Genomic DNA, 24,961 nt, shown 5'->3' on the forward strand with positions numbered 1-24,961 from the left:
GATCTTCTCCTGGCCGCGCACGCGCAGCTTCCCGGGGGTCGGCTGGTGGTGGTGTGGGACCGGTTGAACATCCATCTCCAGGCCGAGATGGCCGTGTTCCTGGCCGCGCACGCCGGCTGGGTGAGTGTCGTCTGGCTCCCCGCCTACGCCCCTGAACTGAACCCGGTCGAGGGTGTCTGGTCGTATCTGAAACGTACGACCCTGGTCCACCTGGCCGCTCGTGGTATCGATGAGGTATTTCAGGCTGTCAAGCACGGCCTGAAACGCATGCAGTACCGGCCCGGCCTCCTCATCGGGTTCCTGGCCGAAACCGGACTCCCCTGGGGGGAAATCTGATCAACATAACTTAACGTGTTAATCATCAGTAGCGGGCGAGATCAGGGTTCAAGGTCCATCCCCTCAGCTCCACGAGCTGGCCCGCCGTGTTCGCTGACTGTTGTCAGCTTCGCGGCGGGCCGCGATGTTTTTCGGGGGGACGCCCCCCGATCCCCCGTCCGGCCGGCGTGGGTCTGGGGTGGTGACACGGTCATGGCCCATACGGCGGGCAGCTGGGTTGACGTCTGGTAACGCCGTGGTCGCTCAGTGAATGAGTTGTCCGGGTGGAGCCGGCAGGACGGGGTGGCCTGCGGCGGTAGCATCCGGCGCCGTGATCGTATGGCTCAACGGCACCCACGGCGTGGGCAAGACGACGACCAGCGCCCTGGTGCAGCGGCTGATTCCGGACTCACGGGTGTTCGACGCCGAGAAGGTGGGCGAGACGCTCATGGACATCTCGCCGGGACTGCCCGCGACGGACAACTTCCAGCACTGGCCGCCGTGGCGCCCGCTCGTCGTCGAGACCGCCCGGCGCGTGCTCGACTACACCGGCGGTGTCCTGGTGATGCCGATGACGGTCCTGGTCGAGCAGTACTGGCGCGAGATCAGCACGGGCCTCGCGCACCATGACATCCCGGTTCGGCACTTCGTCCTCCATGCCGACCAGGACATCATCCGCGGGCGCATCCTGGGCGAGCATGCTGTCTCCCCGTTCCGTCTCAGCCACCTTGAGCCCTACGCCGAGGCAGCCCGCACCTGGTTGCACGGCGCCGCCGAGGTCGTCGACACCACGCACCTCACGCCCGCCCAGGCCGCCCAGCAGATCGCAGGGGCAGTCAGGGGATGAGGACCGCAGGCCATCGCCGTCCATCGGAACGTGCACGATCCGCGCCTGGCACGCCACACACGTGTTGATCGCGGTCACGCAGGTCGGCCCGTCGGTGACCACGACGTCACCGGGATCGGTGAACACCCGGGCAGGCGGGCCCAGTGCGCGAAAGGTGACAGGCGTCCTGATCGGTTCCTTGGTCTGGTGCCGGGGAACACCTGTGGCGGTATTGCAGACGACGGGCGTTCGCCGTGCCGCCAGGACAGGGGCTGGACCTTGGTCCAGGTGACATGTCATGCGGCCGGAGGGTGTCAGGCGATGGCGGATGGGGGTCGGTGAGCGACGGCTCGATCTCGGACTCGCACGGCGGTACCGCGGCTCATGAGTGTTCGCGGCGCCGGGAACATGGTTCGGCCCGTCTCGTCTCGGGCAGTGGGGCGTGGGCGTGGCCTGAACATGAGGACGCTGTTCACGGCGTGCGGCGAGGCCGGCCGGGTGCTGGCTGCCAGGGACTGGTCCTCCACCACCCTGAATCCGCCTCGGGACTGGAGCCCGAGTCTGCGGACGGCGGTCTGCATCTGCCTGGAGTCCCGGTTCCCGATGATTGTCATGTGGGGATCGGAACTCGTCTATCTTTACAACGACCCGTGTATACCCCATCTTGGTGACAAGCATCCGGCTGCCATGGGAATGCCGCTGCGGCTGGTCTGGCCGGAGGTCTGGGACGAGTTGCGCCCCCTGTCCGCCCGGGTGATGTCCGGGGGCGGCGCGACGTGGTTGATGAACAAGCGCCTCCTGGTCCACCGGCACGGCTACCTGGAGGAGGCGTACTTCACCTTTTCGTTCAGTCCCCTCAGGGAAATGGCCGACGGTGGGCGTATCGAGGGAGTCCTGTCGACCTATCAGGAGACGACTCAGGAGGTTGTTCGTTCCAGACGTCTCGCCTGTCAGCGGGAACTCGCCGCCGCCCTGACGCGGCTGCGGACGCAGCGGTCCGTCTGCATCCGTGCTCCCTCGGTGCTGGGAAACCATCCGGAGGATATCCCGTACAGCATTGTGCTGCTCTGGGGCAGATATCCGTCCCTGACGACACCGCAGTTGGTCACGACATCAGGACTGGGCGGGCGGCAGGCGACCCGGCGCGCTCTCGCCGTGTTCGACAGGAGTGACGTCCTGCCTGAGGTGGTCAATGAGACGCCGCTGGCAGGCGGTCGGGTTGTCTCGGGGCTTCCGGGATGGGAATCCGTCCTGCTGGCCGGGGGTTCTCCCGCGCCGGCGACCGCGGTGGTGGTGGCGTTGAGGAACCGTACGAGTGCCGCCCCTGTCGGTATCCTCATCGTCGGGGCCAGCGACCTCCTTGCCCTGGATCAGGAATACCGGGATTTTGTCGAAACGATCGCCGGTCAGATCTCGTCTGGTCTGATGCTGACACGTGCACGTGAGGCCGAGCGTACCCGTGCGGCCTCCGCGCGGCGCAGTTCTCTGCGAGATGCTCTCACCGGGCTGCCGAACCGGATCTCGTTTCTGCGGAATCTCGGGAAGGCGCTTCTCCGATCCCAGCGGGGAAACAGTCGGGTGGCCGTGCTGTTCATCGATCTCGATGGCTTCAAGGCAGTGAACGACACACTGGGCCACCGCGCGGGTGACGATCTTCTCTGCGAGGTCGCGAGCCGCCTGCGACGAACCGTCCGGCCCGCCGATGTCGTGGCACGGTTCGCCGGTGACGAGTTCGCGGTGCTCTGTGAGGAAATCGAGACGACAGGTGCGGTCGAGACGATTGCCAGCCAGGTGGTCGACGTGCTCACGCTGGCCGGGTCCGGCGGCAGGCCCACGATCGCCGCCAGTGTCGGCGTCGCTCTGTCCGGCCCGGGACTCCTCGACCCCGAGGAGCTGCTCAACGCGTCCGATATCGCGATGTATGCCGCCAAGCGGCAGGGGCGGGGGCGCTATCTCCTGTACGAGGAGTCCATGAAGAGCTGATGAGTTCCGTCGGATGCCGTCGTCGGAGATGACTCCGGACGTGCCGGGTGGGTGCGAGTCCTGTCAGGTCACCAGAGTTGCCATGTTCGAATCGGCCGGCCCGGCCGATGGACGGTGACTGCTGTCAGGTGAAGAGCTTCTCCTGCTCCTCGCGGAGCGTGTCGATCAGCCGTCCGGGTGGAAGCGTCACGTCCGCGTACGTGAGCACGTCGTCCTTGGCGACGTCCCGTGTGAGGACGCAGCCCTCGGCGACACCCATCGGCAGCAGGGCGCCGGCCCGGGTGGCGGCCGATGACTCGGCCACCCCGTAGCTGTCGTAGCCGCCGAGCCCGTCAAGCGTGTGCCCGGCCTTCAGGTCCTGCTTGGCGGTGGCGACCACGTCCACCCGCGGGCCGGCCGGCGGGGCGAGCGCCGCGTCGGCGAAGTCGACCGCTCGGGCGACCGTGTTCGGCACCTCGAAGTGGCACAGGTGGTAAGGCGTGTAGAAGCTGTACAGCGGGCCCGTGCCCAGCTTGTAGAGCTCCAGGTAGTGACGCTGCTTCGGGTCGTCGTGGGTGCCGAGCACGAACACCCCGGGGCCGGGCTTCGACTTCACCACGTAGTCGACGATGCCGCCGAGCTCGCGCAGCTCGTCGACGTCGTACCGGCCCGTCAGTTCGTCGACGTGGCCCTCGTGGTCCCAGCCGTTCATGCCCCGCTTCGGCACGGTGAGCCCGAACGCGTTGGCCACGATCGCCTGCTCGAACGAGATCTTCGTGCCGTCGGCGAAGCTGGTGACCATGTACGGGTCCTGGCCCCAGCGCTCGGCGAACGCCTTCTGCGTGGTCGGGGTGCGGTACTCGTCCTGCAGGCCCTTGATGTTGCCGGCGACGAGCGGGGTGACGCCCAGTCCGATGACGAAGCGCATCAGGTTGCCCTGCACGCCGGGCTGGTCGCCGTCGGCACCGGTGAGCACGACACCGGCCTCGCGGGCGCGGTGGGCCAGCAGCGGGCCGACCGTGCCGTCGAGCTCGGCGTTCATCGTGACGATCGGCAGGCCGCGCTCGATCGCGGCCACGGTCACCCGGGCGCCGAACTCGACCGCGCCCGTGACGTCCACGACGCAGTCGAGGTTCTCGGCCTTGAGCAGCTCGAAAGCGTCCTCGAGCACGGCCGGGGTGCCGGCGGCGATCGCGGCGTCCAGTGCGGCGGCACTCTCGACCCGGACCGGCTCGACGCCGGCCTCGGCGTAGGCGCGCTCGCCGTTCGCGAGGGTGCGGTTGGCGACCGCGACCAGGCGCATCCCGGGTGTGGAGTTGACGATCTGGTTGGCCAGGCCGCGTCCCATGAACCCGGCACCGATCATTCCGACCCGGATCGGGCGGCCCTGTGCCTCGCGCCTGGCCAGCGCGGTGTCGATGATGATCATCGGGCTTCCACCGAGACCTCGGAGAGCAGCGGCCAGGCGGCGTCCTTCGACGAGACGACCACCGGATCGATCGGCCACTCGACGGCGAGCTGCGGGTCGTCCCAGCGCAGGCCGCGCTCGGCGCCCGGGGTGTACGGCGTGCTGACCTGGTACAGCACCTCGGCCTTGTCGGTCAGGGTGAGGTAGGCGTGCGCGAAGTCCCGCGGGACGTACATCGCGGTGCGGTTGTCCTCGTTGAGCTCGGCGCCGAACCACTGGAGGTACGTGGGAGACTCCGGCCGCAGGTCGACGATGACGTCGTAGATCGCGCCGCGGTAGCAGCGGACGAACTTCGTCTCGGCGTTCGGCTCCAGCTGGTAGTGGAACCCGCGCAGGGTCCCGGCCTTGTGGTTGAACGAGATGTTGGCCTGCTCGACCAGCGGTTCGAGCCCGGCGTCGACGAACTCCTGCCGGCAGAACGCACGGGCGAAGAAGCCGCGATCATCGTCGAGGAGCTTCAGATCGACCAGCGCCGCGCCGGCGAGCGGGGTGGTGTGGATCAGCATGTCGGGAGGCTCGTCCAATCCGATTGGTTCAACTCAATACTGCGAGTGACCTTCGACATCGTAGTAGAACCATGTGACGGGTCTTCCGCCTCACTGTCGTGTGCTGCGGAGGGTGGCCACCCGGATGGTCCGCCAGCGTGACATCCGCGGCGGAGACGCCTTCCTTGGCGCGGTACGGTCGCGCGGGGCCAGTGACGGTGCACGCGAGCATGTCGACATCACTGCAGGTAATCGTTCTGGTGACCAGCGCACGTAGCCGGCTTTCGCGGTGAGCCTGGTGCCGCCGGCGGATCCTGTGTCTGCGCTCCGTCCTCGGCGGCCAGGCTCGCTTCTCCATGTCGACTCCATGTCGACGAAGTCCTCGGCTCCGTAACGCTCGAACGTGCGCACGTGCCGGCCGGTCTCGGTGAAGCCGACACTCTGGTAGACGCGGATCGCGCGCACGTTGAACGCGGCGACGGCGAGTACGACCCGACGCGGGGCGTAGACCTCCCGGGCGAACTCCAGGCCGGCACGCACGAACTGTTCCCCGAGCCCACGGCCGGTACGTTCGGGCCTGGACCGACACCGAAGCCGCGGGACGCACGGTGCGGGCGTCGAAGGGCGAGCCGCAGTACCTGGTCCGCAGCGACAACGGCGGTGAGGCAGTTCACAAGCCGGGTGCCCTGCGGAAGGAGTAGTCCGGCCCGCGGCCCGCCAGCGCCGGGACTACGGGTGTGGGGCTGCGATGTGGTTCCGGCTCGGCCGGTCTGCGTTGTCGTGCCGCGGGAGGTTGTCGCGTCGCGGGAGCAGCAGTGGGCTGGCGAGGATGAGTAGCCCCGCGACGGTGAGAGCGGTGTGCGGGCTGGTGATGTCGGCGAGCACCCCCCCGAGTGCGGTGAGGACGGCGATGGAGGCCTGCTGGCCGATCGACCAGGCCGCGAGGGTACGGGCGATGCGCGGCCCGGGGGTGTGCTCGAGCCGGTAGGTGGCGAGCACCGGGTTGTACAGGCTCATACCGATGATGATTGTCAGCTCGGCGGTGATGACGATCAGGAGGCCGGTGACACCGGGGCGGACGAGGACCAGGCCGATCAGCCCGACGGCGCGCAGCGTGCCGGCGGTCCGCAGGACCTGGTGCTGGCCGTAGCGGTCCACAGCCCGCCGGGCCAGGCGGGAGCCGGCGAGTCCGCCGAGACAGGGCGCGGCGAAGGCGAGGCCGTACTGCCAGGGTGGGAAGCCATGCTGGCGGAGGAGGAGCACGGCCAGCAGCGGCTCGGTGGCCATGATCAGCCCGGTGACGAGCATGTTGTTGAGGTAGAGCGCCCGCAGGGTGGGATGGGAAAGAAGGTGCCGCCAGCCGTCGAGGAGATCCCCGGCCCGGACTCGGTTCCTGTCGGCTTTCCGTGGCTGTTCCTCGCGCGGTGGCTGTTCCTCGCGGCCGCGAATCGCGGTGATGGCCAGCGCGGAGAACAGGTAGCTGAGCGCGTCGGCGAACACCGTGGTGATCGGCCCGAACAGGCCGATCGCCGCACCGCCCAGGGGCGGTCCGACCGCGATGGAGCTCCAGGTGGTGGACTCGAACCGAGCGTTCGCGACGAGCAGGTCATCCGGCCTGACCAGGTCTCTCAGGCAGGCGCCACTCGCCGCGTTGAAGGCGATCCTGGTCGCCGCGACCACGGCCGAGACGGCGAGCAGCTGGCAGAAACCGAGCAGGCCGAAGGCATAGGCGACCGGGATCGTCGCCATGACCGCGAACCGGGTCAGATCCATCGCGATCATCACCGGCCGCTTGCGGTGGAACTCCACCCACGGCGCGAGCGGCACCGCGATCAGGGCGCCCACCGCAGGCCCCACGGCGGACAGTGCCGAGACCTGGGCCGGACTGGCCCGCAGGACCACTACGGCGATCAGCGGGAGCGCGCCGAACCCGAACCCGGAGCCGTAGGCGCTGATCGCGTAGGCCGTCCACAGCCAGCCGAACCGCCGGCCCAAGGGGCGTCTCGTCAACCAGCGGGTGTGCACGCGCCCGATTGAATCGGTGTAGTTTCCTACTATCAAACAACTGCTTGGCGGCCATGGACAACCACTGGTTGTGTACGGGATGACTGTGACGTGAATCTGGAAGCGGTTCGGGCGTTTGTCGCCATCGCCGAGGAGGGGCAGTTCCAGCTCGCCGCCACCCACCTCGGCATCAGCCAGCAGGCCGTGTCGAAACGTCTCGCCACGCTGGAGAGCGATCTCGGCGTGCGGCTGTTCACCCGTACCGCGGGCGGGGCTCGGCTCACCCTCGACGGCCAGGCGTTCCTCCCGCACGCGCGCGAGCTGCTGCGGGTCGAACAGCGGGCCGCGAACTCGGTGCGGCCGGGGCGCCGTGCCCTGCGTGTCGACGTGCTCAGCTACCGGACCGCGCCGTCCGCGGTGCTGCGCGGCTTCCACCGGCTCCACCCCGACGTCGAGCTGGACCTCGTGACCATCGTCGACAGCGCCCAGGCCGCCATCACCGCGATCCAGGCGGGGACCATCGACGCCTCGTTCCGAGCAGTCGGCTCCCCGGCTTCGCCGCTGCCCCCGGGAGTCGAGGCGATGTCAGCTGTTGACGACGCCCACCAGCTGCTGGTGGGGCCGGCCCACCCGCTGGCCGGCGCCCGCTCGGTGACGCTCGGGGACCTCGTCGGGCAGCGGATCTGGATGCCGGGCATGCTCCGGGGAAGCGAATGGGACCTCTACTACGACGCCCTCGCCGAGGCGTTCGGGCTGACGGTCGAGCGGGTCGGCCCCCATTTCGGCACCGAGCACCTCCTCGACGTGCTCGCCGAGTCCTCGACGCTCGCGAACCTCGCCGGCGAGCACACCAGGTACCTGTGGCCCGACCACTACGACCTGCGCCGCATCCCCGTCCGGAGCCCGACCCCGGTCTACCCGCACTCGCTGGTCTGGCACCGCGACAACGCCCATCCCGTCCTCGGCATGCTTGTCGATTATCTTGCCTCCACGCGAGCCAGCCGGCCCGCCGCTGACATCTGGGTACCCGAGTGGGGCCTGCGCCGATAGGTGGCGCTTCCGGGGCCCGGGACGCTGCGCGGGCCCGGCATGCCGAGCGGGCCCGGGCCAGGTCAGTCCGCCAGCCCGGCCAGCAGCTTCTCGGCGCGGTGGGCGAACAGGTGGGCCTCGCGCTCGAGCGACAGCGCGCGGGCCCGTTCGGCGGCGGCCCGAACGGCCGCGGCCGGTTCCCTGCGGGCCGCCATCAGCCGCGCCCGCAGCAGGAGTATCAGGCCCTCGGGGTAGCGCTGGCCGTAGGTGTCGAGGGACGAGTCGGCCCGGTCGAGGGCGGCGGCGGCCTCGGCGGGCATGCCGGCCGCCAGCCACATCTCGGCGAGCAGTCCGTACCAGGTGGCCAGGCCCGACCGGGGCGGGTCGAGCAGGGTCGCGGCGATGATTCCCTGGGCGGCTGCCGCCGAGCCGGCCGGGTCCTCGCCGGTCACGGCCCGCGCCCAGCACCGGGCCAGCCGCGGATAGCTGCCGAGGAAGACGAAGGTGTGCTCCGGGTCGGCCGCGATTCCGCGCTGCGCCGCGCGGAGCGCCCCGGCCGGGTCGTCGGCGAGCGCCGCTGCCGTGACCGCGAAGGCGGCCCAGACCGTGACCTCGTAGGAGTCGTCGCCCGCGGCGGCTTCCAGGATGTCGAGCTGTGCCCGCCCGCCGTCCACGTCACCGTGCAGCGCGGTCATCAGCGCGAGCATCACGGGCGAGAGGAGCTGCAGATCGTGCCGGAGCGGGTCCTCCTCGCGCGGGGCGAGGCCGTCGCGCATGGTCGAGTTCGACTGGTTCAGGTAGCGGAACGACTCGCCGATGTTGCCGACATCCCACTGGTGGATGCCCCAGGCGTGCCGGCCGTAGGCGCGCACCACCGGGTCGGCGGACGCCTCGCCCAGCTCGAGCAGCCGGCGCGCCAGCCGGCCGCTGCTGTCGAGCTGGATGCCCTGGGAGTGCGCGGCCCAGCGGGAGAAGAGGAAGTCGGCGGCCGCCCGATCCCGGCCGAGGCCGCGGGCCACCTGCTCGGCGCGCTCCAGCAGGTCGGCCGCCGAGCCGACGTACCCGGACCGCATGCCGACGACGGCGGTGAGCTGTGACAGGGCGGAGAGCTCCAGCTCCGCCAGGCCCGCTGCCCGCGCGACCTGCGCGGCCGCCTCCAGCTGCCGGGCGGCGGCCTCGAACGCGGACTTGCCCGCAGCGCGGCGCCCGGCGCGTTCCAGCGCGCCCGCACTGCGGGCCGGGTCGGCGAGCGGGCCCGCGGCCCACAGATGGTGGGCGAGGCGTTCGGCGACGGACTCGCCGTCCGCGTGGGAACGCTCCAGCGCGTCAGCGACACGCAGATGGAGCCGGGTCGCGCGGGGCGGCGGCGTCGTCCGAACGACCGACTCACGGACGAGGTCGTGCGCGAAGCGGAACGAGAACGGGTCACCGGGCCGGGGCTCGAGCAGGCCGAGCGCCTCCAGCGGCTCAAGGCGATCGATGCAGGCCCGGACGTCGAGGTCGGCCGCGCCGGCGAGCAGGCCGAGGTCGACGTCCCGGCCGATCAGCGCGGCGATCTGCAGCAGGCCCCGGGCGTCGTCGTCGAGGCCGGCCATCCGGTCGCGGACGACATCCCGCACGGTGGACGGCACACCGGCTCGCGCCGCGGCGTCCTCGGTCAGAACCCCGCCGTCGGCGAGGAAGCGGGACAGCTCCCGGACGAAGAAGGGGTTGCCCGCGGTGCGGGCGTGAATGCTGTGCGCCACGCCGAAGCCGGGGACCTGACCGGTCTCGCGGCGGACGAGCTCGGCGACCTCGGCCGGATCGAGGGGACCGAGCCGGATCCGGCGGTGACGGGGCAGCCGGCTCGCCGTGGCGAGCATCCGCGCCAGTTCCGACCCGGTCACCGGCCCGCGGTCGCGGAGCGCGCCGATGATCACGGTGCCCCCCGGCAGCCGGGTCGCCAGGTGGCCGAACATCTGTAGCGAGGCGGCGTCGGCCCACTGGAGGTCGTCGACGACGAGTACCACCGGCCGCCGCGCCGAGACCTGGCTGACGAGCGCGACCACGCCTTCGAACAGGCGGAACTGGGCGCCGCTGTCCGGCAGGACCGGCCCGGCGAGAACGCCGCCACGCGGCTCCACCAGCCGGCCGAGCTCGCCGGCGTGCCACTCCTGCCGTGTCGCGGCCGGCAGGCCGGCGAGGACGGCGCCGACCGCCTCCACCCACGGCCACATGGACGGCGTCCCGTCGCCCTCGAGGCAGCGGCCCCACACCACCAGCGCGCCGCGCCGGTCCGCTTCGGTACCGGCTTCCTCCAGCAGGCAGGTCTTGCCCGCTCCCGGTTCGCCCTCGACGAGGATGAGCCCCGTGCCGGCGGCAAACGCGGAGTTCACCGCGCGGCGCAGAACCGCGAGCTCCTCGGCTCGGCCGATCAGACCGTCGGTGGGGGGAGTCCCGAGGGAGGTGGGGGGAGTCCCGAGGGAAGACGCGCGCGGCTGCGCGCAGGGCGCCTCCTCCCCGGCTCGGCCGGCGAGCACGGGCAGCTCGTCCGCCGTCCCCGCCGGCGAGCCCTCCTCCGCACCGATCGTCGCCGTCTCAGCCGTCTCAGCCGTCTCAGCCGGCCCCGCTGCGGATGCCGGGGGCTGGCCCAGCACCCGCAGGTGCGCGGCTCGCAGCGCGGGTCCGGGATCGATGCCGAGCTCGTCGGCGAGCCGGGCGCGGACCGTACCGAACACCGACAGCGCGTCCGCCTGCTGGCCGGCGGCGGCAAGAGTGAAGACGAGGCTCGCCTGCACCGCCTCATGGAGCGGTGCCATCCAGGCGGCCAGACGCAGTGGTGGGAGCACACGCTCGGGCCTGCCCCGCGGCACCGCGAGCTCGGCCGCGGCCACGCACGCGTCGAGGAACTCGTCGTTCAGGGCGGCGAAGATCGAGATCGTGGTCGACCCGTGCGCCAGCCCGTCACCCACCGGGCCGTGCCACAGCTCCAGTGCCTGTACGTAGCAGTCGAGCGCCTCGTCGACGCGCTGCCGGGTCAGGCAGGCCTCGGCCGCCTGGACGAGCTCCCGGAAGGTGACGACGTCCAGCATGCCGGGAGCGGCCGCGAACAGGTAACCGCTGCCGCGGCGCTGCAGGTACGTGCCGGTTCCGCGAGCAGGCAGCGTCGGCTCCAGCAGCCGCCGCAGCGCGCCCACGTACTTCTGGAGGATGTTGCGCGCCGAGGCCGGGACGCCGTCGTCCCAGATCAGGTCGATCAGCTCGCGGGTGCTTGTCGGCCGGCCGGCGCGGGCGAGGAGCAGCGCGAGCAGGTAGGCCTGTTGCCGGGGCCCGGAATCCAGCTCGACGCCGCCCCGCCACAGCCGCAGCGGGCCGAGGATCTGGAGGCGCAGATGCCCGCCGGAGGGCTGCCGCTCGTGGCTGCCGGCACGGACAGGAGGCGATGACCCGGCCACGCCTGTTCCCACTCCCGATGTGATGAGGACGGATTGCCGGTGGCCTGGCGCCTAGGTCTCCTCGCGCAGGCCGTGGCGGGCGTAGAAACGCCGCATCGGCGCCGGGGCCCACCAGTTCAGGTTCCCGAGCAGGCGCATCGTGGCCGGAACGAGCAGCGCCCGCACGATCGTCGCGTCCACCAGCACGGCGATGATCATTGCCACTCCGATCAGCTTGATGAAGGTGATCCCGGAGATCGAGAACAGGCCGATCACGACCAGGATGAGCACCGCGGCGCTGGTGATGATCCGGCCGCTGCGCTGCAGCCCGACCGCGACCGCCGTGGCGTTGTCGCCCGTCCGGTCATACACCTCGCGAATCCGGGACATCAGGAACACCTCGTAGTCCGTCGAAAGCCCGAACACGATCGCGAGCACGAGGATCGGCTGGGTCGCCTCCAGTGTCCCGGTGGGGGTGAAGTTCAGCAGGCCGGCGAGATGGCCGTCCTGGAAGATCAGGACCAGCGCGCCGAAGGAGGCGCCGAGCGACAGCACGTTCATCACGATCGCCTTGATCGGCAGCACGACCGAGCCGAAGGCGAGGAACAGCAGGACGAACGTCGCGCCGACGATGATCAGCGCCATCCAGGGCAGCAGGTCGGCGGTGGTGCCGAGCTGGTCGGCCAGCTCCGCGGTGAAGCCGCCCACCAGCACCTCGCCGCCGGGCGGTGCCGGGACGTCCCGGACCCGGGTCACCAGCTCCCGCGCCTGCGCCGAGATCGGGTCGCCGTCGTGGCTGATGGTGACCCGGGCGACGTCGCCGGCCTGGCTGGTGACGTCGGCGCCGGTCACCCGGTCGAGGCCGCGGACCGCGGTGACGTACCGCTCCAGACCGGCCCCGCCGGACGTCGTCACGATCGCCTCGACCGGCAGCTGGCTGTTCCGGACGAAGTCCCGGTCGACGATCTCGGAGACCACCCGGCTCTCGGTGCCCGCCGGAAGCACTCTGGGATCGACACCGCCGAACTCGACGCGCAGGAACGGCGAGCCGGCCAGCAGCAGGACCGCGAGCACCCCGACCGCGTAGATCACCGGTCGCCGCATGATGCTGTGCGCGAGGCGGTACCAGAAGCCGTGATCGGCCCCGTCCGTCGTCGGAACCGCGGGTCGTGGCGCGCGGCGCGACCGGCGCAGGGAGAGCGCATCCACCCGGTGGCCCAGGATGCCGAGCAGGGCGGGCAGCACGGTCAGCGCTGCCACCATGGCGATCACGACCGCGGACAGGCCGCCGAAACCCATCGAGCGCAGGAAGGTCATCGGGAAGATCAGCAGTGCGGACAGCGAGACCGCGACGGTGACGCCGGAGACCGCGACGGTGTGGCCGGCGGTCGCCATCGTGCGGGCGATCGCGTCCTCGACGCCCAGCCCGCGGGCGATCTCCTCCCGGAACCGCCCGGTCATGAACAGGCCGTAGTCGATCGCCAGGCCCAGCCCGAGGATCGTCACCACGTTGATCGAGAAGACCGAGACGTCGGTGAGGTAGCTCAGCACCCGCAGCGCGGTGAAGGCGCCGAGGATGGCCAGGCCACCAAGCACGAGCGGCAGGCACGCCGCGGCCACACCGCCGAAGACGACCACCAGCAGGACGAGCAGCACCGGAACGGAGAACGTCTCGGCGCGGGCGATGTCCGACGCCACCCGCTCGCCGATGTCACGGCTGACCGCCGTGATGCCGCCGAGCTTCGTGTCGAGGCCCGGAGCGGCCAGGTCGTCGTCGATCTCCTGCAGCGCCTCGACGCGCTCGGGTTCGTCGCCGGCCATCGTGAGGACGGCGTAGGTGGAGTGCCGGTCCGCGCTGACCAGGGCGGGGCTGTTCGTACCCCAGTAGGTGACCGCCCTGGTCACGACGTCCCTCGGGAGGGCGTCCAGGGTTTCGGTCACGGCCCGCCGGAACGCCGGGTCGTCGACCGTCCCGTCCGGGCTGCGGTAGAGCACGACCAGGTCGTTGCCCGTCCGGCCGAGTGCCTCCTCGGCGCGGTCGAGTGCCCGGGCGCTCTCGCTGTCCGGGTCGTCGAACCCGCCCGTGGTCAGCGAGCCGAAGACCTGCGTACCCCAGATACCGCCGAAGGCGACGAAGGCCATGGCCAGGCCGATGACCTGCCACCGGTGGCGGAACATCGCCCGCCCCAGTCGCTCGAACATCACGGCCCTCCTGGGCATTCTGCGCGACTCGTGATCGCGGGACGGGTCGGAAACCTCTTTGCGCGGACCAGCGCCAGCTCCAGCTCCACCGGTGCCTGTGCCGGTGCCGGTGCCGGTGATCGGACATCGGTGATGGCAGGAACGAACGGTAGATCGGTTCTCTTGATGGCAAGTGGACACTTTGTGGATCCGCCGTCGCTCCGGACAGCCCACAGGGCTTCGGGCTTCGGGTCCGGGTCCGGGTCCGGGTCCGGGCTGCCCAGAGCCCGGCGACGCGAAGCCGACAGATCCGTCCATACCTGCTTGTTCCTGGCCAGCATCGGACCGTGCGTGGACCTGAAGCACGACCCGGGCGCCTGGACGAACTCGGGCCGGCGGGGTTCGAGGAGTGGCGCCGGGGGTTTGTCGTCAGGCGAGGCCGGGCCGATCCCGCCTGGCGGCCGGCGGAGCTTCCCGTGCCGCTCGCGCGGAGCCTGGCCCGGTTCCAGCTCGGCGAGGGCAGCGACGGAGCGGGGCTCATCGGGGCCGCCGTGGCTGCCGGCGACGGCGACTACCTGGCGGCGGCGCGCCTGTTCGTCGCCGAGGAACAGGACCACGCCCGGCTTCTCGGCCGACTGCTCGCGGCCGCGGGCCGACCCACTGTGGCCGCGCACTGGAGCGACTCGGTCTTCCGGCTACTGCGCCGCCGGGCCGGCGTCTCCCGCGAGCTGATGGTGCTGATGGTCGCCGAGGTGTGTGCCCTGCGGTACTACCGTGCCGTCCGCGACGGCGCCGCCGACCCACTGGCCCGCGAGGTCGCCGCGCGCGTTCTCGCCGACGAGGAACAGCACGTCCCGTTCCACGTCCAGCGGCTGCGCGTGAACCTCGCGGCCCGGCCCGCGGCGGTGCGAGCCGGGCTCGCCGCCGTCTGGTGGATGCTGTTCCTGCCGTCGGCCGCCGCGGTGGCCGCCGACCACGGCGCGGCGCTGCGGCTGCTCGATGTCCGCCCGACCCGGTTCCTCGCGGACGCCGTCGCGCTGTTCCGCCCGGTCGTGACGGCTGTTCTCGGGCCCGCCGCCGGGCCAGCTCCAGGTGTGCGCCGCCGGTGGCGTCGAGGATCTGCCCGGTGATCCAGCGGGCCTCGTCCGAGGCCACGAAGGACACCACGTCGGCGATGTCCGCGGGCTGGCCGACCCGGTCGAAGGCGGAGAACGAGCTCCAGAGGGCAAGCTGCTCGGGATCGTTCCGCAGCCACACCGCGTCGATCCCGGTGCCACCCAGGTCGGCGGACGACGCGGTCCGGCGCGGGGTTCACCGGGCGCTGCGGTCGGCGGCGGTGGAGTACACCCGTCCCGAACGCCCGCCCGGATGCCTGGTGTTGAGCGCGGCGGTGACCTGCGTGACGGATTCGGTCGACATCCAGGCCCTGCTGCGGGACCGGCGCGCGGCGAACCTGGCGGCTCTGCGCGAACGGATCGCGGCGGACATGACCGCGATGACTGCCTGGCCACCCGAACGGTCCGCGCCCGCCCGGGTCCGTTGACCGGCCACATGCGTGCGGTCTGGCAGTGGTGTGCGGCCGAGGAGACATGACGATCGGCAGTAGTGCGGGCCGGCGCCGGCTGAGTACCGTCGGCAGGTGCGACGAGTCGTGGCCGGCGGAATCCTGTGGTTTCTGCTGTCCCTGCCGGTCGATGTCGTCGTCGTCGGACGGGCGCTGGGTGACGCGAGCCGGTGGCCGTTCCTGCTCGGCCTGGCGGTTCTGGCGGTCGCGGTCTGGTATCGGCGGCGGCTGCCGCACGCGGGACTGGCCGCCTCGGCGGGTCTGACGGTTCTGAGCGCGAGCTTCGCCGCAGCCCAGGGGTATTTCGCCTACCAGGCGGGACGTCGCACGCCCGACGCGGGCCAGGCGGTCACGATCGGGGCCGCCGCGGTTACCGTCGCGTCGTTACGGCACGGACTGATCGATCCCGACGGCTTCGCCTGGGTCACGGCGTTCCTCACCCTGCTGATCGGTGGTGCGCTGCCCTGGGCGGCCGGGCGCCACGTCGCCGTGCGCCGGGAGCTCCACGTTGCTGGCTGGCAGCGAGCCGCCTACCTCGAGCTGGAACAGGAGATGGTCGCCGAGCGGTCACGGCTTCGCGAGCGGGCCCGGATCGCGCAGGACATGCACGACTCGCTCGGTCACGAGCTCAGCCTGATCGCGCTGCGCGCCGGTGCCCTGGAACTGTCCCCGGATCTCGGCGGGGCGGCCCAGCAGGCGGCACGTCTGCTGCGTGAGGATGTCGCGACCGCCGTGGACCGGCTGCACGACGTCATCGACCTGCTGAGGGAAGAACCGGCTGCCCTGCGCCCGATCCATGAGTCGGTCCCGGACCTGGTCGATCGTGCCCGGGCCTCAGGGCTGGTTGTCCACCTCCGGCTCGACCTCTCGGGCGGCTGGCAGGACGACGGCGGCTCGGGGGAGCTGGGCCCGACCGTCGGCCTCGCCCCCGCTGCCGGCCTCGCCGTCCATCGGATCGTGCAGGAAGCACTGACGAACGCCACCCGGCACGCGCCGGGAAGCCCGGTGACGGTGACGATCGAGCGCGGCGCCGCCGGGGTCGACATCCAGGTCATCAACCCGCTGCCGGCCGACTCGGGCTCGACCGCGTCGGCCCTGGCCGCACCTGGCCGGAACCCGTCGTCCAACGCACCCGGCGGGACGGGAGGCAGCGGTCTGGCAGGGCTGGAGGAACGGGTGCGGGTGGTGGGCGGCTGGCTGCGAACCAGCCCAGAGGACGGCTGGTACCGGCTGGAGGCCCACGTCCCGTTCGACGCACGAGGCAGCGAGGCGCCGAGCCTCCGGTCGATCGGGGCTTCTGATGCGCCGGCGATCCTGCCGGCGGCCGTTCCGGACCAGGACATGGTCCGACGGCGGCTGCGGCGGGGGCTGCTCGTCGCGACCGGTGTCGTCACGGCCGCTGCGACGACCGTGATGGTGTACTGGGCGGTGGTGACACACGACGCGACCATGGACGCCCCCACCTACCAGCGCATCATGGTCGGGCAGGCCCGGACTGATCTCGTGAACGCGCTTCCCGACCGGGAGGTCTCGCGCGGCTGGGGCGGCCGGGTCGGCGGCGGCGAGGAGCCGGGCCAGGACTGTCGCTACTACACCGACGGCAACTTCCCCGGGGGCTTCGCGAGCTACCGGCTGTGCTTCCTCGGCGACATCCTGGTTTCCAAGGATGACATCCGAGCCGGCGCCCCAGCCGACTCGGCCCCGGCCCCAGCCCCGGCACCGGAGGCGACGCCGTGACTCCGCCGCCGGCCGGGCTGGAAGCGGGACGTCCGGACGTGACCCGCGTGGTGCTCGCCGACGACGAGGCGACGGTCCGGGCCGGTATTCGGGCGATCCTGGGAACGGACCCGAGCATCGAGGTCGTCGCCGAGGCGGCCGACGGGCGGCAGGCCGTGGACCTGGTCCAGCGGCACGCGCCGCACGTGGCCGTCCTGGATGTGCGGATGCCGCACCTCGACGGCCTGGCCGCGGCCGAACAGATCGGTCGCACCGTGCCGGGAACGGCCGTCATCGTGCTCACGACCTTCGGCGACGATGCCTACATCGCGCAGGCGCTGGCGGCCGGGGCGCAGGGCTTCCTGCTGAAGTCCGGCGACCCCCGCGACCTGATCGCCGGCGTCCACGCGGTGGCCGACGGCGCCGCCTACCTGTCACCGCGGGTCGCCCACCGCGTGATCGCCTCGATGCGGGACAACCGAACGGCCCGGACAACCGCCGCCCGGCAACGGCTGGCTGTGCTGTCCGACCGGGAACGCGAGGTGGTCGCGTTGGTGGGGGCGGGTATGTCCAACGCCGAGATCGCTCGCCGGCTCTTTCTCGTCGAGGGCACGGTCAAGGCTTACGTCAGCTCCGCGCTCTCCCGGCTCGGTCTGCGCAACCGGGTGCAGGCCGCGGTCCTCGCCCACGAGGCGGGCCTGGTCGACGACCTGCCGGAGTGAAAGCAGCCCCGCAGCGGTCCGCAGCGGCCCCCACCAGTGGCAACGTCAGGCGTCCCGGTTGCGCAGCGACACGTAGCCGGTCAGGAGAGCGACAGCCGCCCAGCCCAGGAGACCCGCCGCGGCTCGGCCGTCGCCGCCGCCGAGCAGCTGTCCACCGAGGCCGGCGGGCAGCAGGTCGGTGAGCGGTGTGGAGATCAGCAGCAGGCCGACCAGCACGACCAGCGCCACACTGAGGGTCCCCACCGCGCTGCGCAGGACGGCTCCGGTGCCGACGGTGAACAGCGACACCGCGACGAGGTACACCGCCACCCGGACGACATCGCTCACCGGATGGGGATGGGTGCCGTACTCGCCGAGCACCCTGGCGGCCACGACCGAACCCACGAGGCCCACCAGCAGCCCGAGCGGCGTGACGACGGCGGCGACGGCGAGCGCCTTCGCGGCGAGAACGGTCCCTCTCCGGGGACACGCCTGCAACGTGCCGGTGATGAGCCGGGTGGCGAACTCCGAGGTGACGACCAGCATCGCCAGCGCCACGACGGCGAACTGAGCGAGCTGGACCGACGGCGCCAGCACATCGACGACGGCGGTTGTCGTCCCGGCGGAGGCCTCGCCCCGCTCGGCGTCGCCGGCAACGTCGTTCGCGAGGCTCGCCGCGCATCCCGCCGCCAGCACGACCGCGGCCACCGCGCACCACACCGTCGACCGGACCGACACCAGCTTTCCCCACTCGGCCACGAACGCCCGGCGCAGCTCGGTACGCAGCTTCACCGCGGGTCTCCCTGCCCTGCCGGGACAGGCGCGACGTACTCGACCGCGTGACCTGTCAGGTCGACGTACGCCTCCTCGAGGGAGGCCTCCCGGATGCTGAGTTCGTGCAGCCGTAGCCCGGCTGCGTGCGCCAGGTCGCCGATGCGGTGCTGGTCCCCGCTGTGAACCACCAGCGTGCCGGGGTCGGGCTGATCCGTGACGTACCCGTCGGCCGTCATCCGGGCTCGTAGCGCCGCCAGGCCCGCCGCGTCCGGACTACGCAGCCGCGTCGCCGAGCGGGAGTTCGCCGCGACCAGCGTGCGCAGCGGAGCGTCGGCGACCAGCCGGCCACGGCCGATGACAACCAGATGGTCCGCGGTCAGCTGCATCTCGCTCATCAGGTGACTCGACACGAACACGGTGCGTCCCTCACCGGCGAGCGAGCGCATCAGCTGCCGCACCCACCTGACCCCGTCGGTGTCCAGCCCGTTCACCGGCTCGTCGAACAGCAGCACCTCCGGGTCGCCGAGCAGCGCGGCGGCGATCCCCAGCCGTTGGCCCATGCCAAGCGAGAGCGACCCGGCCCGCCGGCCGGCGATCTCCGACAGCCCGACCAGGCCGAGCACCTCATCCACCCGTCGAGCCGGAATGCCGTTGTAGCGAGCCATCGCGAGCAGGTGGGCGCGGGCCGAACGAGCCGGATGCCGGGCTCCCGCGTCCAGCAGCGCGCCGACCGATCGCAGCGGTTCCCGCAGGTCCGCGTACCGCCGGCCATTGACCAGCGCCGCCCCGGCCGACGGCCGGTCCAAGCCCATGATCATGCGCATCGTCGTGGACTTGCCCGAGCCGTTCGGCCCCAGGAAGCCTGTCACCCTGCCCGCCGCGACGGTGACATCGAGCCGGTCGACCACCGTCTTCTCGTCGTAGCGTTTCGTTACCGCCCGAAGTTCGATCACGCTGTTCCCTCCCTCGGCGTGGCGACGAACCTACGAACCTCCCGGTTCTCGCGACATGGCCGGAGGGCAAGCCGGCGACCCTGCTTTCGACAGGACTTCCGCCCGCCGACGATGCTGCGGTGCGACCTGCCGCACATCCGCCGCCACCCCTCGTCAACGCCGCCACCCCTCGTCAACAGTGCCGCCATCGGCGTGAACGGTGCCGCCATCGGCGTGAACGGTCAGGCAGGTCTGCCGCTGGCAAGCCTGTCCGGCGTGGGTACCCGCCTGCTCGGAGCGGGCGTTCACGGTGCCGCGTCGGTGCTGCGGGTGAGCTTCTCGAACCGTTCGACATCCTGGGCGGCGTCGTCGGCGGCCGCGTGGAAACCGGCGAGTGCGTCACTGCCCAGGAGGAGCAGTCTCGGTGGCTCGCTGTCCTCGGCGGCGTGCAGGATCGCGGCCGCGGCCTTCTCCGGTGCACCGCGCTGCGGGCTGGGCCCCGCGTCACCTGACCGTCCGAGCACCTCGTCGTAGGCGTCGATCCGGACGCCGGACCGCTCGGCGGAACGCCCCCGGAAGTCGGTGCGGAACGATCCCGGCTCGACGACCATGACGCGCAGCCCCAGCGGCTCGACCTCCTTGCGGAGCGATCCGGACAGGCCCTCCAGGGCAGCTTTCGCCGCGGCGTAGTAGCCCCCACCGGGAATGGTGATGCGGGCGCCCACGGAGGAGATGTTCACGATCAGGCCGTTCCCGCGGCGGCGCATGGCCGGCAGCGCCGCCCTGATCACCAGGGTGGGGCCGAAGAAGTTCGTCGCGAACAGACGCGCCACAGCCTCGTCCTCACCCTCCTCGACGGCGCAGGTGTACCCGTAGCCGGCGTTGTTCACCAGCACGTCGATGCCGCCGAAACGCTCCTCGGCTCCGGCCACGGCCGCGGTGATCGACGAGGGGGCGGTCACGTCCAGAGCCGTGGTCAGCACGGTCTCCGGGTAGGCCGCTCGGAGAGCGTCGAGGGCGGAGGTGTTTCTCGCGGTCGCGACAACCTGATGCCCGGCGGCGAGGACGTGCTCCGCCAGTGCGTGGCCGAGTCCGCTCGAAGCTCCCGTGATGAACCAGGTCGTCATGGGCCGTCTCCTCGTGAGGGTCGCGACCTCCTTCGTAAGGGTCGCGTCGCATCGTGCGTACCCGCGGGAGTCGGCGTTGATCCGGGTACTGACAGTGCCTCCCACGGCGTCGTGGGCGGCGTTAGCCTGACGTTTCCTTCGTCCTTCGCCCTTCGAACAGGAGGCCGGGGCAGGTGGGCCATGGTGCACCGATGAACGCGCGGCCGCCCGGGGCGGACGACGGGCCGACGAGTGCCGGCGGTCCCTTCCGGTTCACCGCCATCGGCACCGGCTGGGAGATCGACACCGGGCGCCCGCTGCCGGTGGAACTGCGACAGCGCATCGTCTCGCTCACCGACGACTTCGATCAGGTGTGGTCCCGTTTCCGCACGGACTCGCTGGTGACACAGGTCGCGCACGCCGAGGGCGGGGGGCGGTTCGAGTTCCCCGGCCGGGATGTCGCGCTGTTCGAGCTCTACGACCGTCTTGTCACCGCGACCGGCGGCGCGGTCGATCCGCTCGTCGGGCGGGACCTCGAGCTCCTCGGCTACGACGCGCGGTACTCCCTGGTGCCCGCCCAGGCCGCCGCCGCTCGTGGCCGGCGCCGCGACTCCTGGCTCTCCGACATCCGCCGGGAGGCAACCACGATCACCACGGATCGTCCGGTGGTGATCGACGTCGGCGCGGCCGGGAAGGGCCACCTGGTCGACCTCATCGCCCACACGCTGCTGGCCGCCGGCCTCGCCGGTTTCGTGATCGACGGCAGCGGAGACCTGCGACATCGCGGAACCGAGCCGGTCACCGTGGGCCTGGAGCACCCCACCGCGCCGGGACGGGTCATCGGCACCGTCCCCCTGCGGGACGCGGCGCTGTGCGCGTCGGCGACGAGCCGACGGGCCTGGGGCGACGGGCTGCACCACATCCTCGACGGTCGGACCCGGCGCCCCGTGTCGGAGGTGGTGGCGACCTGGGCCATCGCCGCGGACGCCGCCACCGCCGACGGGCTGGCCACCGCGCTGTTCGTCAGCGAACCGGACTGCCTGCGCTCGTTCGCTTTTCGCTGGGTACGCATGCTTGCCGACGGCAGGGTCCAGTGGTCGAACAACTTCGGCGGAGAGCTCTTTCTCTGACGCTGGTCACCCCCTCGTCCGTGCACAGCCACACGAGAGAGAGGACGGTATGAAGTCGGACATCCTCACCCGCACGGCCTTCGCGGCCGCCGCGTCGGTCGCGGTGCTCGTGCCCCTGGCCGGATGCGGTGACTCGGACCCGCAGTCGGCGTCGCCGAGAACGACCAGCACGTCACCTGCCAGCACGTCACCCGTCAGCACGTCGCCGGGCGGCATGAGCTCGAGCGGCACCGACTACGAGGACGGCACGTACACCGTGCGAGGCGTCTACGGGGGCGCGCCGTCCTACATGACCGTGGCGGTCACCCTCGCCGCCGACACGATCACCGGCGTCACCGTCGAGCCGATGCCGGAGAACAACGAGACCTCCCGCGGCTACCAGGAACGGTTCGCCGCGGCCGTGCCGGCCGAGGTGATCGGAAGGAGCCTCGACGAGGTCAGGGTCGACAGGCTCGCGGGCGCCAGCGGCTGCGCGGAGGGATTCAACGACGCCCTCGCGAAGATCCGGGAACAGGCAGCCACCGACACCTGATACCGGCGGCGGTACGTCCGCCGGCGACGAGCCGGTCAGTCGGTGGATTCCGGAACCGGCGCGTGGTCCTGGCGCTGACTGCCCGGCACTGGCACCGGCACCGGCACCGGCACCGGCGCGGTGCTGATCGCCTCCTCGCGATCCCCCCGGGCCGGGCTCTGGGCGACTACGGCCGGTGCGGCCGCGGGCACGGCGGCCGCGGGTGCGGGTGCGGCGTCGGCCGGATGCGGGCGCATGAGGTAGGCGACCAGCACGGCGGCGACGACGCCGACGGCGCCCGCGACGGCGAAGGTCAGCTGCACACCGCTCACCGCGGCGGCGTGCACCGCTGCGTCCAGGGCCTCTCGGGCTGGGGGCGGGCTGCTCTGCAGGACCTGCCGAGCTCCGCCGCCGGCCACGGCGTGGGCGACCTGCGCGGCCTGGGGGACGTCCCGCTCGGCCAGGATGTCGTGCGCCCGGGTCGCGAAGACGTTGCCGAGCACGGCGATGCCGATGGCGTAGCCGAGCTGGCGGGCGGTGTTGACCGCGCCCGCGGCCATGCCGCCACGCTGGGGCGGCACGAACGACATCGACACCGAGCCGAGGATCGGGATGACCAGACCGACCCCGAGGCCGATCACCGCGAAGCCGGGCAGCACCGCGCCCCAGCGCGCCGAGCCGTGCACCAGGGCGGCGACGAGCAGCGCGCCGAGGCCGACCAGCAGCAGGCCCGCGGAGATCACCCGATCGGGCCGCCGCTCGTGCAGCAGCCGGCCGAGGCCGGCCGAGACGGCGAAGGCGGCGGCCGACAGCGGGAGGCCGGTGAGGCCGGCGGCGAGCGGGCCCATGCCGAGGACGGACTGCATCCAGATCGAGGTGTAGGTGAACGCGGCGAACGCGGCGAAGGTCATCAGCAGGCCGGTGAGCAGCACGGCGACGAACCGCCGGTCACGCAGCAGGGTCAGGTCGAACAGCGGCTCCCGGATCCGCGTCTCCACACCGGCGAAGGCGGCCAGCAGCACCGCGGAGGCCGCCAGCAGCGCCCAGACCCCGAGGTCGGACCAGCCGTCCTCGTTCGCGCGGATCAGCGCGTAGGTCACGCCGCCCGCGGCCCCGGTGAAGGTCACGATGCCGCCGAGGTCGACCCGGACCCGCCGCGGCGGGTGCGCGTCCCGCAGCACCAGCAGGCACAGCGCGATTCCGGCGATGCTCACCGGCAGGTTCACGAAGAAGATCCAGCGCCAGGAGACGCCTTCGGTGAGCAGCCCGCCGAGGATCGGCCCGACCGCGCTGGACGCCCCCGACACCGCTCCCCACACGCCGTACGCGGTGCCCCTGTCCCGCCCGGAGTACGAGCTGTTGAGGAGGGCGAACGTGGTGGCGAACATGGCTGCCGCGCCGACCCCCTGCACGGCCCGGGCCGCGATCAGCATCTCCGGGTTCGGTGCCAGGCCGCACAGCAGCGACGAGACGGCGAACAGCAGCAGCCCGGCAACATACATCCGGCGGTGCCCGACGATGTCGGCGATCGAACCGACGCCGAGCAGCAGTGCGGCCAGGGCGAGGGCGTAGGCGTCGATCACCCACTGCAGTGCGGTGAGGGACGCCTCCAGATCGGTGACCAGATCCGGCAGCGCGACGTTCACGATCGTGACGTCGACCAGCAGCATGAAGGTGCCGAGACAGACTGTCAGCAGCGGCAACCATTTGCGCATCGCGGTACCTGTGTCCCTGATCGGTGGATCGGCGGATCGGGCCGCTTCACGGTCTCGCTTCTGAAATCAGAAGTCCAACAGCTGGTTCTGCTGAGATCTAGAATCTGTGGTTATGGAGCTGCGTCAGCTGGAGTACTTCGTCGCGGTCGCCGAGGAGCGCAGCTTCACCCGGGCGGCGGAGCGGGTGCGGATCAGCCAGTCCGGCGTCAGCGCGCAGATCCGCCAGCTGGAACGTGAGCTCGGCGCCGAGCTCCTCGACCGCTCCGGGCGGGCCATCACCCTCACCGCCGCCGGCCGGGTCGCCCTCGACCACGCCCGTGTCACGCTCGCGTCCGCCGGCGCCGTGAGCCGGTCGGTCGGCGAGGTGACGGGCCTGCTCCAGGGGCGCGTCACCCTCGGCATGGTCAGCGGGTGCACGCTGGAGCCGCTGTTCGACGCGCTCGCGGCCTTCCACCAGGCGCGGCCGGCAGTGGAGATCCACCTGCGGGAGGGTCGCTCCGACCGTCTCGTGGAACAGGTGCGCGACGGCGTTGTCGACGTGGCGCTGGTGGGGATGGCCGCCGCGGCGCCCCTCCCGGACGGGCTCGACTCCTGCATCGTCCTCCGTGACCGGCTCGTCGCCGCGGTTGCCCCCGGGCACCCGCTGGCCGGCCGGGCGGAACGCGCCCCGTTGCGGGAGGTGTGCGCCCACCCGCTGGTCTGTATGCCCGTCGGCACCGGGCTGCGTGCCATGGTCGACCAGGCCTGCGCCGCCCAGAACCTCCAGCCCACGATCACCCTGGAGGTGAGTACCGCGGACGCCCTGGCCGCGCTGGCTGTTCGCGGTGTCGCCGTGGCGATCATGGTCGGGTCGATGGTCGAGTCGCATGACGACCGACTCACCGCGGTGGCGATCACGGATGTGCAGGCCCCGGCCCTGCTGTCCCTCGTCTGGCGTGCCGGGCGCAACCCCGCGGCCTCGGAGCTGGTCGATCGCGCCCGGCACACCTTCGCCGGCGACAGCCGCGCCTCCGGCCCTGGCTCGGGCGGCCGGGCAGGCAGGCAGGCGGTTGAGCGGTTGAGCGACTGAGCGAGCGTGTGCCGCAGATTGTGTACTGATCTGCCCGCAGAACACGTACTCCAAGTTCCG

The 24,961-nt window shown here is 71.6% G+C and carries 20 protein-coding genes and 2 pseudogenes; 11 read left to right on the forward strand and 11 right to left on the reverse strand.

The genetic code is table 11. From position 1 onward, the window contains the following. From AB1460_RS24010 to AB1460_RS24025, 3 genes are all read left to right on the forward strand, one after another. On the forward strand, window positions 1–336 hold a 336-nt coding region (locus AB1460_RS24010; protein WP_368964282.1), incomplete at its 5' end, for a transposase. A 310-nt stretch (window positions 337–646) separates the two neighbouring features. Further along, the gene (locus tag AB1460_RS24015; RefSeq protein WP_368964284.1) at window positions 647–1,162 is read left to right on the forward strand and encodes an ATP-binding protein; all 516 of its coding nucleotides are present in this window, start codon (window positions 647–649) and stop codon (window positions 1,160–1,162) included. Window positions 1,163–1,600: 438 nt separating this feature from the next. After that, the gene (locus AB1460_RS24025) at window positions 1,601–3,124 is read left to right on the forward strand and encodes a diguanylate cyclase domain-containing protein (RefSeq protein ID WP_368964285.1); all 1,524 of its coding nucleotides are present in this window, start codon (window positions 1,601–1,603) and stop codon (window positions 3,122–3,124) included. 124 nt (window positions 3,125–3,248) lie between these two features. Here AB1460_RS24025 and AB1460_RS24030 read toward each other — a convergent pair whose 3' ends face one another. The 3 genes from AB1460_RS24030 to AB1460_RS24040 all read right to left on the reverse strand — a co-directional run bounded on the left by AB1460_RS24030 (window position 3,249) and on the right by AB1460_RS24040 (window position 5,596). After that, window positions 3,249–4,532 carry an NAD(P)H-dependent oxidoreductase gene (locus AB1460_RS24030; RefSeq protein ID WP_368964286.1) on the reverse strand — a complete coding sequence of 428 codons (1,284 nt, stop codon included), beginning with the start codon at window positions 4,530–4,532 and terminating at the stop codon, window positions 3,249–3,251. After that, a complete protein-coding gene (gene rfbC, locus AB1460_RS24035; protein ID WP_368964287.1) occupies window positions 4,529–5,077 on the reverse strand; it encodes a dTDP-4-dehydrorhamnose 3,5-epimerase in 549 nt (182 codons plus the stop codon). The genes AB1460_RS24030 and rfbC overlap by 4 nt, the downstream gene beginning before the upstream one ends. A gap of 90 nt (window positions 5,078–5,167) precedes the next feature. Beyond that, window positions 5,168–5,596 carry a GNAT family N-acetyltransferase gene (locus AB1460_RS24040; protein ID WP_368964289.1) on the reverse strand — a complete coding sequence of 143 codons (429 nt, stop codon included), beginning with the start codon at window positions 5,594–5,596 and terminating at the stop codon, window positions 5,168–5,170. 41 nt (window positions 5,597–5,637) lie between these two features. Here AB1460_RS24040 and AB1460_RS24045 point away from each other — a divergent pair. Beyond that, window positions 5,638–5,757 (forward strand): annotated as a pseudogene (locus tag AB1460_RS24045) (DUF2945 domain-containing protein); the annotation flags it as partial. 28 nt (window positions 5,758–5,785) lie between these two features. Here the strand turns inward: AB1460_RS24045 and AB1460_RS24050 are convergent. Continuing rightward, window positions 5,786–7,051 (reverse strand): MFS transporter, encoded by a 1,266-nt coding sequence (locus AB1460_RS24050; protein WP_368964291.1) that lies wholly within the window; start codon window positions 7,049–7,051, stop codon window positions 5,786–5,788. A gap of 120 nt (window positions 7,052–7,171) precedes the next feature. On the opposite strand from AB1460_RS24050, the gene AB1460_RS24055 reads away from it, so the two are divergent. Then, window positions 7,172–8,110 carry a LysR family transcriptional regulator gene (locus tag AB1460_RS24055; RefSeq protein WP_368964292.1) on the forward strand — a complete coding sequence of 313 codons (939 nt, stop codon included), beginning with the start codon at window positions 7,172–7,174 and terminating at the stop codon, window positions 8,108–8,110. A 62-nt stretch (window positions 8,111–8,172) separates the two neighbouring features. Here the strand turns inward: AB1460_RS24055 and AB1460_RS24060 are convergent, their stop codons facing one another. After that, a complete protein-coding gene (locus tag AB1460_RS24060) occupies window positions 8,173–11,523 on the reverse strand; it encodes an ATP-binding protein (RefSeq protein ID WP_368964293.1) in 3,351 nt (1,116 codons plus the stop codon). A 51-nt stretch (window positions 11,524–11,574) separates the two neighbouring features. Beyond that, on the reverse strand, window positions 11,575–13,704 hold the full coding sequence (locus AB1460_RS24065) for an MMPL family transporter (protein ID WP_368964295.1): 2,130 nt from the start codon (window positions 13,702–13,704) through the stop codon (window positions 11,575–11,577). A 326-nt stretch (window positions 13,705–14,030) separates the two neighbouring features. Between AB1460_RS24065 and AB1460_RS24070 the strand changes: the two genes are divergently transcribed. Continuing rightward, window positions 14,031–14,813: a ferritin-like domain-containing protein gene (locus tag AB1460_RS24070; RefSeq protein ID WP_368964296.1), complete on the forward strand. Its 783-nt coding sequence runs from the start codon at window positions 14,031–14,033 to the stop codon at window positions 14,811–14,813. 22 nt (window positions 14,814–14,835) lie between these two features. Here AB1460_RS24070 and AB1460_RS24075 read toward each other — a convergent pair. Continuing rightward, window positions 14,836–14,940: pseudogene (locus AB1460_RS24075) on the reverse strand (short-chain dehydrogenase); the annotation flags it as partial. Window positions 14,941–15,334: 394 nt separating this feature from the next. Between AB1460_RS24075 and AB1460_RS24080 the strand changes: the two are divergent. Together AB1460_RS24080 and AB1460_RS24085 are read left to right on the forward strand one after the other, a co-directional pair. Beyond that, window positions 15,335–16,984, forward strand: coding sequence for a sensor histidine kinase (locus AB1460_RS24080; RefSeq protein WP_368964298.1), 1,650 nt, complete (start codon window positions 15,335–15,337; stop codon window positions 16,982–16,984). Between the two features lie 38 nt (window positions 16,985–17,022). After that, entirely contained in the window at window positions 17,023–17,685 is a 663-nt protein-coding gene (locus tag AB1460_RS24085; RefSeq protein WP_368964319.1) for a response regulator, read from the forward strand. A 45-nt stretch (window positions 17,686–17,730) separates the two neighbouring features. Here the strand turns inward: AB1460_RS24085 and AB1460_RS24090 are convergent, their stop codons facing one another. The 3 genes from AB1460_RS24090 to AB1460_RS24100 all read right to left on the reverse strand — a co-directional run bounded on the left by AB1460_RS24090 (window position 17,731) and on the right by AB1460_RS24100 (window position 20,497). Beyond that, window positions 17,731–18,456, reverse strand: coding sequence for an ABC transporter permease (locus tag AB1460_RS24090; protein WP_368964300.1), 726 nt, complete (start codon window positions 18,454–18,456; stop codon window positions 17,731–17,733). Beyond that, the gene (locus AB1460_RS24095) at window positions 18,453–19,391 is read right to left on the reverse strand and encodes an ATP-binding cassette domain-containing protein (RefSeq protein WP_368964301.1); all 939 of its coding nucleotides are present in this window, start codon (window positions 19,389–19,391) and stop codon (window positions 18,453–18,455) included. Before AB1460_RS24095 ends, AB1460_RS24090 begins: the two co-directional genes overlap by 4 nt. A 284-nt stretch (window positions 19,392–19,675) precedes the next feature. Beyond that, on the reverse strand, window positions 19,676–20,497 hold the full coding sequence (locus AB1460_RS24100) for an oxidoreductase (protein WP_368964302.1): 822 nt from the start codon (window positions 20,495–20,497) through the stop codon (window positions 19,676–19,678). A gap of 191 nt (window positions 20,498–20,688) precedes the next feature. Between AB1460_RS24100 and AB1460_RS24105 the strand changes: the two genes are divergently transcribed. Both AB1460_RS24105 and AB1460_RS24110 read left to right on the forward strand, forming a co-directional pair. Then, entirely contained in the window at window positions 20,689–21,606 is a 918-nt protein-coding gene (locus AB1460_RS24105; protein WP_368964304.1) for an FAD:protein FMN transferase, read from the forward strand. 49 nt (window positions 21,607–21,655) lie between these two features. Next, window positions 21,656–22,138, forward strand: a complete 483-nt coding sequence (locus AB1460_RS24110) for a hypothetical protein (protein WP_368964306.1) — start codon at window positions 21,656–21,658, stop codon at window positions 22,136–22,138. A 35-nt stretch (window positions 22,139–22,173) separates the two neighbouring features. Here the strand turns inward: AB1460_RS24110 and AB1460_RS24115 are convergent, their stop codons facing one another. Then, window positions 22,174–23,832 carry an MFS transporter gene (locus tag AB1460_RS24115; RefSeq protein WP_368964307.1) on the reverse strand — a complete coding sequence of 553 codons (1,659 nt, stop codon included), beginning with the start codon at window positions 23,830–23,832 and terminating at the stop codon, window positions 22,174–22,176. Window positions 23,833–23,944: 112 nt separating this feature from the next. On the opposite strand from AB1460_RS24115, the gene AB1460_RS24120 reads away from it, so the two are divergent. Then, window positions 23,945–24,901, forward strand: coding sequence for a LysR family transcriptional regulator (locus AB1460_RS24120; protein ID WP_368964309.1), 957 nt, complete (start codon window positions 23,945–23,947; stop codon window positions 24,899–24,901). Window positions 24,902–24,961 lie beyond the last annotated feature (60 nt).

Source organism: Parafrankia sp. FMc2 (assembly GCF_041008525.1).
In the GTDB taxonomy this organism is placed as follows: domain Bacteria; phylum Actinomycetota; class Actinomycetes; order Frankiales; family Frankiaceae; genus Parafrankia.